The following is an 11,974-nucleotide window of genomic DNA, read 5'->3' as shown; positions in this document are numbered from 1 at the left end:
GTGGGACGAGTGAGGGTCAGACCGTCGTGGTCGCCGGGGCATCGACGTCGGCGGATTGGGCCGTCACCGCACGACCGACGCCGCGAACCAGCCCGAGCTTGCCGGCGGCGACGTAGAGGACCATGGAGAGCACGAGCGACAGCACCGGCGGGATTCCCCACGTGATGACATAGCCGGCCACGGCCGACACGAGCCAGATGATGATCGTCGCGGGCACGATCCGCGGAGCGGTCTCCGGCAGGCGCCCGACGGCGCGAGAGGCGTCCAGCTCACCCCGCCAGCGCTTCACGATGAAGTATTCGGCGACCATGATGCCGGCGATCGGTGGGAAGGCGACGCCGAGGATGGTGAGGAAGCCGGTGAACTGCGAAAGGATGCCGGCGGCCGCGAGGATCGATCCGACGACGCCGAGGACGACGGTCGTCGTCACGCGGTTCAGCTTCTTCGCGAACGCGGTCGAGATGAAGTTCACGAGGCCGAGGGTCGACGAGTAGAGGTTCCAGTCGTTGATCTTCAGCGTGCCGGTGATCACGATGATGAGCCCGATGAACCCGATGGACGACGTCACGATGGCGACGATGTCGCCGGTCGCCGCAGCGTGCGCGAGCAGGACACCGGCGAGGCCGATGACGAACTCCCCGAGGGTCACGCCCACGACCGTCTGCTTCACGACGTCGGCCTTCGAGCGGTTGAACCGCGTCATGTCGGCGGTGATGATCGCTCCGACGATGAGGCCGCCGGCCACGATCCCCGTTCCCGCCCAGACGCTCATCGTCGGGCCGGGAGCCGGGCCGGTGAGCAGCTCGCCGATGTCGTGACGGGTCAGCTCGCTGATGACGGACCAACCGACGAGGACGAGGAAGAGTGGCACCGTGACGTTCGCGAGCCACTGCATGCCGATGAAGCCGAAGCTCACGATGGCCGTGACCGCGAGGCCGAAGAGCAGGCTCCAGGCCCACATCGGCATGACACCCGGCATGAGGACGTCGAGGGACTGGGCGGAGATCGCCGACTGGATTCCGAACCAGCCGATGAGGCTGATGCCGATTGCGAGGCCGACGAGGCTCGCGCCGACCTCGCCGAATCCGGTCCATCGGGCGAGGAGGGCGGTGTTGAGCCCTTCCTTCTGCCCGATGATTCCGACGATGCACATGATGACCTCGAGGATGACGGAGCCGAGCAGCAGGGCGAGGAAGGCCTCGCCGAACGTCATGCTGTAGCCGAGGGTGGCACCGAGGAGGAACTGGGACAGAGCGGAGACCTGCCCGAAGCGCTGCACGGCGATGCCGAACCAGGGCTTGCGGGCTGAGGGCGCGACGCGGGAGAGCGCGAAATCGTCGGCGGGGGCGATGCTGGCCATGAGAGGTCCTTCGAGGTCGGGGGGAGGGGACGTAGTGGCGCGGACCCAGGCTAGAGTGCCACCTCGCCACCAGCCATGTGCGAACAGCACTGATCCGCCGTGATGCTGTGCGGTTCGCACAGTGGCCGGATGGGGCCGCGTCAAAGCCACCGACTGCATGGGCCTCACCGTCGGCCCCGGACGATTCGCGACGGCCGCCGCGCGGGTAGGACGGCCGCCGCGCGGGTAGTACGCTGTCCCTCATGGCTCTCCTCGTTCGCAGCACTCCCGCACTGGGCTCCGCCCGTGCGCTGCGTCGACGCCTTGTTGCCGAGCGACGATAGGCGACGCCGGGAGACCCGCAACGGGTCCGAGACGCGTCGCCGGAACTCCGACCGTTCGTCTCACTCAATAAGGTAGAACCATGTCCTACTCCGTGGCCGTCGCCGGTGCTTCCGGCTATGCGGGGGGCGAGCTGCTCCGACTGCTCGACGCCCATCCCGAATTCGCGATCCGCACCGTGACCGCGCACAGCAACGCGGGTCAGCGCCTCGGGTCCGTCCAGCCCCACTTGCGTTCTCTCGCGGACCGCGTGCTCGTCGAGACCACGCCCGACACCCTCGCAGGGCACGACGTCGTGTTCCTCGCGCTCCCGCACGGAGCGTCGGGAGCGGTCACGGCCGATCTCGACGAGTCGACCCTCGTCGTCGACTGCGGAGCAGACCACCGACTCGTGAACGACAACGACTGGGCTGCGTTCTACGGCGGCGAGTACTTCGGAGCGTGGGACTACGGCGTGCCGGAACTCCCCATCGAAGCGGGGCGGAAGCAGCGGGATCGACTCGTCGGTGCCACGCGGATCGCCGCCCCCGGCTGCAACGCCTCCACGGTCGCCCTGTCGCTCGCACCCGGCATCGCCGCGGGAGTCATCGAGTCGACCGACATCGTGTCCGTCCTCGCGGTCGGTCCCTCCGGGGCGGGAAAGAATCTCAAGCTCAACCTGCTCGCGAGCGAGATCCTCGGAAGTGCGAACCCCTACGCGGTCGGCGGCACGCACCGCCACATCCCGGAGATCGCACAGAGTCTGCGCGCGGCGGGCGCCGCCGACGTGAGCATCTCGTTCACGCCGGTCCTCGTGCCGATGTCGCGCGGCATCCTCGCGACGTCGACCGCGCGGATCGTGCCCGGGACGAGCGCCGCAGAGGTGCGAGCGGCGTGGGAGAACACCTACGCCGGAGAGCGCTTCGTCGAACTGCTCCCCGAAGGAGAATTCCCGCGCACGGCGGACGTCCTCGGGGGGAACGTCGCCCTCCTCGGCCTCGCGGTCGACGAGGCGGCGGGGCGCGTCGTCGTCGTGGCCGCCGTGGACAACCTGACCAAGGGCACGGCGGGAGCGGCGATCCAGTCCGCGAACATCGCCCTCGGCATCGACGAGTCGACCGGACTCAGTGTGAACGGAGTGGCACCGTGAGCGTGACCGCAGCAGCAGGATTCGAGGCGGCGGGAGTCGCGGCCGGACTCAAGAGCTCCGGGGCCGAGGACCTCGCGCTCGTCGTGAACCGCGGACCGTTGCAGAACGCGGCGGCCGTGTTCACGAGCAACCGCGCCAAGGCGAACCCCATCATCTGGTCGCAGCAGGTCATCGCGGACGGTGTCGCGAACGCGATCGTGCTCAACTCGGGTGGCGCGAACTGCTTCACGGGCGCGCAGGGCTTCCAGACGACGCACGCGACGGCGGAGGCCGTCGCCGAGTCGCTCTCCCTCTCGGCGGGCGATGTCCTCGTCTGCTCGACCGGCCTCATCGGCGACCAGCTCGACCGTGACAAGCTCCTCGCCGGAGTCTCGGCGGCGGCCGAGGCGCTCGGCACCGATGGTGGCGACGCCGCGGCCCGCGCGATCATGACGACCGACTCGAAGCCGAAGACCGCCGTGCGCTCGCTCGAGGGCTGGACGATCGGGGGCATGGCGAAGGGTGCCGGCATGCTGGCCCCGGGCCTCGCGACGATGCTCGTCGTCATCACGACCGACGCGGTGGTCTCCTCCAACGAACTCGACGCGCACCTGAGGAGCGCGACGCGGGTCTCGTTCGACCGCCTCGACTCCGACGGCTGCATGTCGACCAATGATCAGGTCACGCTGTTCGCCTCGGGCGCGTCCGGCGTCTCGCCGACGCCGTCGGCGTTCGTCGCCGCGCTCACCGAGCTGTGCCTCGACCTCGCCGAGCAGCTTCAGGGCGACGCCGAGGGAGCGAGCCACGACATCGCGATCCGCGTCGTCGGGGCGGCGACGGAGGACGACGCCGTCGAGGTGGGCCGCTCGGTCGCACGCAACAACCTCTTCAAGGCCGCGGTCTTCGGCAACGACCCCAACTGGGGTCGCGTGCTCGCCGCGATCGGGACGACGGCGGCCGCGTTCGACCCCTACGTCGTGGACGTGTCGATGAACGGCGTCATGGTGTGCTCGAACGGCGGCCCCGACCAGCCGCGCGACCTCGTGGATCTCACGGACCGGGCGGTCGACGTGCTCATCGATCTGAAGGAGGGCGACGCGTCCGCGACCATTCTCACCAATGACCTCACGCACGACTACGTGCACGAGAACAGCGCGTACTCCAGCTGATGTCGACGATCGATCACACCCCCATCTCCCAGGCCGAGGCGATCGCGAAGGCCGAGGTCCTCATCGACGCGCTCCCGTGGCTCGCCCACTACTCGGGCGCGACCGTCGTCGTGAAGTTCGGCGGGAACGCCATGGTCTCCGACCAGCTCAAGGCCACCTTCGCCGAGGACATGGTGTTTCTGCGGCTCGCGGGGCTGCGTCCCGTCGTCGTGCATGGCGGCGGGCCCCAGATCTCGGCGCGCCTCAAGGAACTCGGCATCGAGAGCGAGTTCAAGGGCGGGTACCGGGTCACGACCACGGAGGCCATCACGGTCGTCCGCGACGTGCTCCGCGACGAGGTCAACCGCGACCTCGTCGACCTCATCAACGCGCACGGCGACCTCGCCGTCGGTCTCGACGGGCAGGACGGCGAGCTCTTCGGCGGACGGCGACGCGGCGCGATGGTCGACGGCGCGATGGTCGACCTCGGCCACGTCGGCGACGTCGTCGCCGTCAACACGCGCGGCGTCGTCGACGTGCTCGATTCGGGGAGGATGCCCGTCATCTCCTCCATCGCCCCCGACGAAGATCGCCCGGGTGCCTTCCTCAACGTGAACGCCGACGCGGCGGCCTCGGCGCTCGCGGTCGCCCTCGGCGCACGCAAGCTCATCGTGCTCACCGATGTCGCCGGTCTCTACAGCGATTGGCCGAACCGCGAGTCCCTCGTGTCGACGATCGACGCAGAGGAACTCCGTGCCCTGCTGCCGCGCCTCGAATCGGGCATGATCCCGAAGATGACGGCGTGCCTCGAAGCCGTCGACGGGGGAGTGGAGAACGCCGCGATCATCGACGGGCGCCTCCCGCACTCGACTCTGCTCGAGGTGTTCACCAACAAGGGAATCGGAACCGAAGTCGTGAAAGGCCTGTCATGAACGAGTGGAAGCAACGCGTCGAGACGGACATGATGCGGACCTTCGCCATGACGCAAGCGCTCTTCGTCCGCGGTGAGGGCTGTTGGGTCGAGGACGGCGCGGGGAAGCGTTACCTCGACTTCCTCGGCGGTATCGCGGTCAACGCGCTCGGTCACGCTCACCCGGTGATGGTGGAGGCGATCTCGCGGCAAGCGGCCACCCTCATCCATGTCTCGAACTACTTCTCCACGCCCCCGCAGCTCGAGCTGGCCGAACGCCTCAAGCGCCTCACGGGTGCCGGAGAGTCCGGTCGTGCCTACTTCTGCAATTCCGGGACCGAGGCGAACGAGGCGGCTTTCAAGCTCGCGCGCCTGAACAAGGGCCCGCACGGCACGAAGTACAAGATCCTCTCGCTCGAGAACTCCTTCCACGGCCGGACGATGGGCTCGCTTGCGCTCACGGGCAAGCCCGCGCTCCACGCGGGTTTCGAACCGCTGCCGGGCAACGTCGAATACATCGAGTCGACGATCGAGGCGCTCGAGAACGCGATCGACGACTCCGTCGCCGCACTCTTCGTCGAGCCCATCAAGGGGGAGGCCGGCGTCGTCGACCTGCCGGACGGATTCCTCGAGGCGGCACGCCGTCTGACCGCCGAGCACGGCGCCCTGCTCATCGTCGACGAGATCCAGACGGGGGCCGGGCGCACCGGCTCCTGGTTCGGGTTCCAGCGGGCGGGGATCGTGCCGGACGCGATCACGCTCGCGAAGGGCATCGGAGGGGGCGTGCCCATCGGCGCCCTCGTGACGTTCGGTCACGCCTCCGAGCTGTTCTCTCCGGGCCAGCACGGCAGCACGTTCGGGGGCAACCCGCTCGCGACCGCTACAGCCAACGCCGTGCTCGGTGAGATCGAGGACGCGGGACTCGTCGAGAACGCGCGCGTGCGCGGCGAGCAGCTACGCGCGCTCATCGCCGCGATCGATTCGCCCCTGATCCTCGAAACGCGGGGGGCCGGTCTCCTCGTCGGCATCGGACTCGCGAAGCCCGTCGCCCCCGCCGTCGTGCGAGCCGCTCTCGAGCTCGGGCTCGTCATCAACGCGCCGAACGACCGAAGCATCCGGCTCGCACCTCCGCTCATCATCGGCGAGGCCGAACTCGCCGAGTTCGACTCCCGCTTCCGCGCCGCGCTCGCCGCCGCCGCCTGACTCCCACCGAAAGCAGCCCCGTGACCCGTCACTTCCTCCGCGACGACGACCTCTCCCAGGCCGAACAGAGCGCCATCCTCGATCTCGCGATCGAGCTGAAAAAGGACCGCTTCTCGGTCAAGCCGCTCGAGGGTCCGCAGACCGTCGCCGTCATCTTCGACAAGTCGTCGACGCGCACGCGCGTGTCGTTCGCGGTCGGCATCGCCGACCTCGGCGGCGTGCCTCTCATCATCTCGACCGCGAGCAGCCAGCTCGGCGGCAAGGAGACGGCCGCCGACACCGCTCGCGTGCTCGAGCGGCAGGTCGCCGCCATCGTCTGGCGTACCTACGCGCAGGCCGGTCTCGAGGAGATGGCCGCGAGGACGACCGTGCCGGTCGTCAACGCGCTCTCCGACGATTTCCACCCGTGCCAGCTGCTCGCCGACCTGCTGACGATCCGCGAGCACCGAGGTTCGCTCCCCGGGCAGACGCTCACCTTCATCGGCGACGGTGCAAGCAACATGGCGCAGTCCTACCTGCTCGCCGGTGCCACTGCCGGGATGCACGTCCGGGTGGCTTCACCGGAGGGCTACGCACCCAACCAGCAGGTCGTGGAGGACGCCGTGCGTCGCGCGCGGGAGACCGGCGGAACGGTCACCCTCTACACCGACCCGAACGAGGCCGTCACCGGGTCCGACGTCGTCGTCACCGACACGTGGGTCTCGATGGGCAAAGAGGAGGAGAAGGCGAGGCGCCTCACCTCACTCGCCGCCTATCGCGTCGACGCCGACCTCATGGCCCTCGCCAAACCCGACGCGGTGTTCATGCACTGCTTGCCGGCCGATCGCGGTTTCGAGGTCACCGAGGACGTCATCGACGGGCCGCAGAGCATCATCTGGGACGAGGCGGAGAACCGGCTGCACGCGCAGAAGGCGCTGCTCGTCTGGCTTCTCGAGCAGGCCTGACGCGCGCGAGCGCTCACCGAACACGCATCGAACACGCGACGACGAAGCAGGGAGAACACATGGCGGACAACCGGGCGAGCGAGGCGGGGGCCCTCTGGGGCGGGCGATTCGCGAGCGGGCCGTCGCCGGAACTCGCGCGTCTGAGCAAGTCGACCCAGTTCGATTTCGCTCTCGCGCCATACGACATCGCCGGTTCGCGGGCGCACGCGAAGGGGCTCGCGGCGGCCGGCTACCTCACGGCCGACGAGCTCGAGCGGATGACCGAGGCGCTGGACAGGCTCGAGGCCGCGGTCGAGTCCGGGGAGTTCACGGCGGATGAGGACGACGAGGACGTGCACTCGGCCCTCGAGCGCGGACTCATGACGATCGCGGGGACGGCGCTCGGCGGGAAGCTCCGCGCCGGACGCAGCCGCAACGACCAGATCGCGACGCTCGTGCGGCTGTACCTCCTCGACCACGCCCGCGTGATCGGTCACGATCTCGTCCGCCTCCTCGACGCGATCGCCGTGCAGGCCGAAGACCATGCGACGGCCGTCATGCCCGGCCGTACCCACCTCCAGCACGCCCAGCCCGTGCTGCTCGCCCACCACCTGCTCGCACACGCGTGGCCCCTCGTCCGCGACCTCGAGCGGCTCCGCGACTGGCGCGTCCGCGCGTCCGCGTCGCCCTACGGGGCGGGGGCGCTCGCCGGAAGCTCCCTCGGCCTCGATCCCCAGCTCATCGCGACCGAGCTCGGTTTCGAGCGTCCGACGGAGAACTCGATCGACGCCACGGCGTCGCGCGACATCGTCGCAGAGTTCGCCTTCATCACGGCGATGATCGGTGTCGACCTCTCGCGGTTCGCCGAGGAGATCATCGTGTGGAACACGCGCGAGTTCGGATTCGTCACCCTCGACGACGGCTACTCGACGGGGTCCAGCATCATGCCGCAGAAGAAGAACCCGGACATCGCGGAACTCGCTCGCGGCAAGTCGGGCCGACTCATCGGCAACCTCACGGGACTGCTCGCGACCCTCAAGGGCCTGCCGCTCGCGTACAACCGGGATCTGCAGGAGGACAAGGAGCCCGTCTTCGACTCCGTCGAGACGCTCGAGGTGCTGCTCCCGGCGTTCACGGGAATGGTCGCGACTCTGCGCTTCGACACCGAGCGCATGGCCGAGCTCGCGCCGCAGGGCTTCTCGCTCGCGACGGACGTGGCCGAGTGGCTCGTGCGGAAGGGAGTGGCCTTCCGGGACGCGCATGAGATCTCCGGTGCGCTCGTCCGCTTCTGCGAGGAGCACGGGCTCGACCTCGACGAACCGAGCGACGAGCAGTACGCCGCGATCTCGCCGCAACTGACGGCCGACGTGCGCGATGTGCTCACGGTCGCCGGGTCGATCGCGTCGCGCAACGGCACCGGCGGAACCGCGCCCACCCGGGTCGCCGAGCAGCGGTCGGAGCTCACCGAGCGCGTCGCCGCTCTCGCTGCAGCGTTGGACGCCACGCCCACGCGATGACGGAGCTGGAGCGGGTGTTCGCTGCATCCGCAGTGGAGGTCGCCCCGCTCCTGCTCGGTGCCGTGCTGCGACGCACCGACGAGCACGGCACCGTCGGGGTGCGAATCACCGAGGTCGAGGCGTACCTCGGTGTCGGGGAGGACCCGGGGTCGCATGCGTTCCGGCGGCGATCGCAGCGGAACGCGACGATGTTCGGTCCACCCGGGCGGCTCTACGCGTACTTCACCTACGGAATGCACGTGTGCACGAACGTCGTGTGCTCACCGGAGGGGACCGCGTCGGCGGTGCTGCTCCGGGCCGGTGAGGTCGTCGAGGGTGTCGACATCGCGCGCACTCGACGCCCCGCTGCGCGGGCCGACCGGGATCTCGCGCGCGGACCCGCTCGACTCGCGTCGGCGCTCGGAATCCCGCTCGCCGACGACGGTGCCGCTCTCGACGCCGACCCCTACGAACTCGAGATGCGGATCGGGACTCCGCTCGACCGTGCCCTGATCGGCAGCGGACCGAGGACCGGCGTGAGCGGACCGGGTGGGGGAGACGCGTTCCCCTGGCGCTTCTGGGTCCTGGGTGACCCGAGCGTGTCCCCGTACCGGCGCCACCCGACGGTGGGTGCCGACGACGGCGGTAGTTCGGTGCCGAGGGCGGTAGATGGAACTGGCGCCCTCGGACGGGTGTAGCGCTTTCGGGGCTTTCAGGTGATGGCGAAGACGAAGAGGGCTGCCGAGGCCGCGGCCCACACCATGCTCGCCAGGGTGCCGATCATGAAACGCTCCCGGGTCTCGGCTTCGGCGAGCTCGGTGAACCGGCCCACGCCCTTGACGGCCACCACGATCGCGATGGCCTCGGGGTAGCCCGCGATGAGGGCGCCGGCGATGGCCGCGCGCTCGAGGTAACCGATCGCGAGACCGCCGCGGAGCACCTCACGCGGGGCCGTCGCATTGGGGCCGCCCCGGTCGACGATGATGCCCCCGTGCGCCCCGGGACTGACGCTGCCGTGGGTCGCGAGATCGAGCGCGAAGGATGCCGCCGGGGAACCGCCGAGCACGGCGAGGGCGAACGCCGTGACGCCGATCAGGAGCGCGACGATGAGGGGCGGCTCCGGCGTGGGGAGTGCGACGGTGAGGATCCCGACGCCGAGCATCACGGCCGCGACCGTGATGAGGGGCGGGCGGCGGAGCACGGTCGTGAGAACGGTGGCTCCGAGGGCGGCGGCCGCGAACCCGACGGTCGCGATCCAGTAGAGGACGGTGCCGAGAGAACTGTCGAAGAGGTCCATCGCTCATCCGTCCGTCGTGGTCGTGTGCAGGTTCTCGAGCAGCCTAACGATCGCCTCCGACGCGGCGAACTCCTCGCGGCTCGAGCCGGTGCGCGCGCGCATGCTGACGGCACCCTGCGTGATGCCGAGGGTGCGGGCGGCCTCCGATTGCGTCGAGCCGGCGTCGAGGAGGTCGTGGACCTCCCAGCCCTTGTCGGTCCGCTTCTCGCGGAGCGCGAGCACGAGCGCGATGAGGGCCTCGATGCCGTCGGCGCCGAGAGCCGTGTTCGTCGAGCGGTCGCGGGACTCGTCCGTGGGCGGCTCCGCGCGCAATGCGAACCGGGCGGGTGTTCTCTTCGCGGCGTCGATGGCGGTACGAGCGGCGAAGAAGGCGTTCCCGGTCGACGCGCGGGTGGAGTCGCCGAGGGGCTCGCGGATGGTGCCGACGCCGAGTCCGACGCTCCAACGGCCGTCGCGCGTCAGTCGGAGCACCAGCCGGTACGCGGTGTCGGCGCTGCCCGTGAGCGCTTGGATCTCGTCGCCGGCCGTGCGGTCCGGGGGGAGGCGGAGCCGGTCGCCGAACTCCGCGCCGATGTCGCGCAGCGCGCCGGCGGCGGCGTCGTCGGTCGAGCGGCTGTCGACCTGGTCGGCGGTGATGACGAACATAGCTTCACACTCCCGGCTAATATCTGCCCGATATTAGCCTGCAGGCTGATGCGTGTCCACTATCAGGTCAGCGCAACGTCGCTGATATCGTGAACCGGTGATCAATCCCGTTCTCCCGACCCAACAGAACGACGCCTCCTTCGAGGACGTCTGGGACGAGCTCGTCTGGCGTGGGCTCGTGCACGTGTCCACCGATGCCTCGGCCCTCAAAGCGCTTCTCGGCGGGGATCCGATCACGTATTACTGCGGGTTCGACCCCACCGCTCCGAGCCTGCACCTCGGCAACCTCGTGCAGTTGCTCGTCATGCGCCGACTCCAGCTCGCCGGGCACCGGCCGCTCGGACTCGTCGGGGGATCGACGGGCCTCATCGGCGACCCGCGCCCCACCGCGGAGCGCACGCTCAACTCGCCCGAGACCGTGAACGAGTGGGTCGCGAACCTGCGCGCGCAGGTCGAGAACTTCTTGAGCTTCGAGGGCGACAACGCCGCGACGATGGTCAACAACCTCGACTGGACGGCGCCGCTCACCGCGATCGACTTCCTCCGCGAGATCGGCAAGCACTTCCGCGTCGGCACGATGCTCAAGAAGGACGCCGTGAGCGCCCGGCTCAACTCGGATGCCGGTATCAGCTACACCGAATTCAGCTACCAGATCCTCCAGGGGATGGACTTCCTCGAGCTCTACCGCTCGTACGGGTGTGTGCTCCAGACGGGCGGAAGCGACCAGTGGGGCAACCTCACGAGCGGCGTCGACCTCATCCACCGGGTGGAGCGCGCCGACACCCACGCGATCGGGACGCCGCTCATCACGAACTCGGACGGCACGAAGTTCGGCAAGAGCGAGGGCAACGCCGTCTGGCTGAACCCGGAGATGACGTCGCCGTACGCGTTCTACCAGTTCTGGATCAACACGGAGGACGCCGACGTGATCGCGCGCCTCAAGGTCTTCACCTTCCTCACCCGTGAGGAGATCGAGGGCTACGAGCGGCTCGTGGCGGACGAACCGTTCCGGCGTGAGGCGCAGAAGCGACTCGCGCTCGAGGTGACGACCCTCGTGCACGGCGAGGAGGCGGCGCGCGCCGCGATCGACGCGTCCGCCGCGCTCTTCGGCAACGGCGACCTCTCGGCGCTCGACGAGGGGACGCTCCGCGCCGCCCTCACCGAGCTGCCGCACGTCTCGGCGGCGCCGGGCGCTCCGCTGCTGCCGCTCCTCGTCGAGACGAGACTCGTCTCGAGTCTCAGCGAAGCTCGGCGTGCCCTCGCGCAGGGCGGCGTGTACGTCGACAACGAGAAGATCGCCGACGAGAACGCGACGTTCGAGCCGACACTCCCGGGCGGCGTCGCGGTCTTGCGTCGCGGAACGGAAAGCGCACCCTCGCGGGCGTCTTCACCGCCTGACCGCTCTCACCCCGCGCCACCCCCTTCGCCCATTTGCGTACGCAACGGACATCGGCGGGTGCGATGACACCCGCCGATGTCCGTTGCGTACGCAATCGGGGCTGACGAGGACTATGTGAGGCGCTTGTCGCCCGGGCGGACGACGCGGAACCACCGGTGACCGTA

The 11,974-nt window shown here is 69.4% G+C and carries 11 protein-coding genes; 8 read left to right on the top strand and 3 right to left on the bottom strand.

Features of this window, described 5'->3' with window-relative positions:
• Positions 1 to 16: 16 nt before the first annotated feature.
• Positions 17 to 1,360, bottom strand: a complete 1,344-nt coding sequence (locus ELQ90_RS13455; RefSeq protein WP_128495813.1) for a purine-cytosine permease family protein — start codon at positions 1,358 to 1,360, stop codon at positions 17 to 19.
• Positions 1,361 to 1,763: 403 nt separating this feature from the next.
• On the opposite strand from ELQ90_RS13455, the gene argC reads away from it, so the two are divergent.
• From argC to ELQ90_RS13420, 7 genes are read left to right on the top strand one after another with little or no spacing between them, the layout of a single operon-like run.
• Positions 1,764 to 2,810: an N-acetyl-gamma-glutamyl-phosphate reductase gene (gene argC / locus ELQ90_RS13450; RefSeq protein ID WP_128495812.1), complete on the top strand. Its 1,047-nt coding sequence runs from the start codon at positions 1,764 to 1,766 to the stop codon at positions 2,808 to 2,810.
• Positions 2,807 to 3,958: a bifunctional glutamate N-acetyltransferase/amino-acid acetyltransferase ArgJ gene (gene argJ, locus ELQ90_RS13445; protein WP_128495811.1), complete on the top strand. Its 1,152-nt coding sequence runs from the start codon at positions 2,807 to 2,809 to the stop codon at positions 3,956 to 3,958. Before argC ends, argJ begins: the two co-directional genes overlap by 4 nt.
• Complete coding sequence (gene argB, locus ELQ90_RS13440) at positions 3,958 to 4,869, top strand: acetylglutamate kinase (RefSeq protein WP_128495810.1); 912 nt, start codon at positions 3,958 to 3,960, stop codon at positions 4,867 to 4,869. Before argJ ends, argB begins: the two co-directional genes overlap by 1 nt.
• Positions 4,866 to 6,050, top strand: coding sequence for an acetylornithine transaminase (locus ELQ90_RS13435; protein WP_128495809.1), 1,185 nt, complete (start codon positions 4,866 to 4,868; stop codon positions 6,048 to 6,050). Before argB ends, ELQ90_RS13435 begins: the two co-directional genes overlap by 4 nt.
• Positions 6,051 to 6,070: 20 nt before the next feature.
• Positions 6,071 to 6,994 carry an ornithine carbamoyltransferase gene (argF, locus tag ELQ90_RS13430; protein ID WP_128495808.1) on the top strand — a complete coding sequence of 308 codons (924 nt, stop codon included), beginning with the start codon at positions 6,071 to 6,073 and terminating at the stop codon, positions 6,992 to 6,994.
• 59 nt (positions 6,995 to 7,053) lie between these two features.
• Positions 7,054 to 8,490 (top strand): argininosuccinate lyase, encoded by a 1,437-nt coding sequence (gene argH / locus ELQ90_RS13425; protein ID WP_128495807.1) that lies wholly within the window; start codon positions 7,054 to 7,056, stop codon positions 8,488 to 8,490.
• Positions 8,487 to 9,167, top strand: coding sequence for a DNA-3-methyladenine glycosylase (locus ELQ90_RS13420; protein ID WP_128495806.1), 681 nt, complete (start codon positions 8,487 to 8,489; stop codon positions 9,165 to 9,167). Before argH ends, ELQ90_RS13420 begins: the two co-directional genes overlap by 4 nt.
• A gap of 14 nt (positions 9,168 to 9,181) precedes the next feature.
• Here the strand turns inward: ELQ90_RS13420 and ELQ90_RS13415 are convergent, their stop codons facing one another.
• Complete coding sequence (locus ELQ90_RS13415) at positions 9,182 to 9,766, bottom strand: hypothetical protein (RefSeq protein WP_128495805.1); 585 nt, start codon at positions 9,764 to 9,766, stop codon at positions 9,182 to 9,184.
• Positions 9,767 to 9,769: 3 nt separating this feature from the next.
• Positions 9,770 to 10,411 (bottom strand): DNA-binding protein, encoded by a 642-nt coding sequence (locus ELQ90_RS13410; protein WP_128495804.1) that lies wholly within the window; start codon positions 10,409 to 10,411, stop codon positions 9,770 to 9,772.
• Between the two features lie 97 nt (positions 10,412 to 10,508).
• Here ELQ90_RS13410 and tyrS point away from each other — a divergent pair, with 97 nt between their 5' ends.
• The gene (gene tyrS, locus ELQ90_RS13405) at positions 10,509 to 11,876 is read left to right on the top strand and encodes a tyrosine--tRNA ligase (RefSeq protein WP_208020662.1); all 1,368 of its coding nucleotides are present in this window, start codon (positions 10,509 to 10,511) and stop codon (positions 11,874 to 11,876) included.
• Positions 11,877 to 11,974: the final 98 nt, after the last annotated feature.

This window comes from Labedella phragmitis (assembly GCF_004078635.1).
GTDB classification, from domain to species: domain Bacteria; phylum Actinomycetota; class Actinomycetes; order Actinomycetales; family Microbacteriaceae; genus Labedella; species Labedella phragmitis.
The sequence above is the reverse complement of the archived record's forward strand: the minus strand, read 5'-3'. Positions and strand labels throughout refer to the sequence as shown.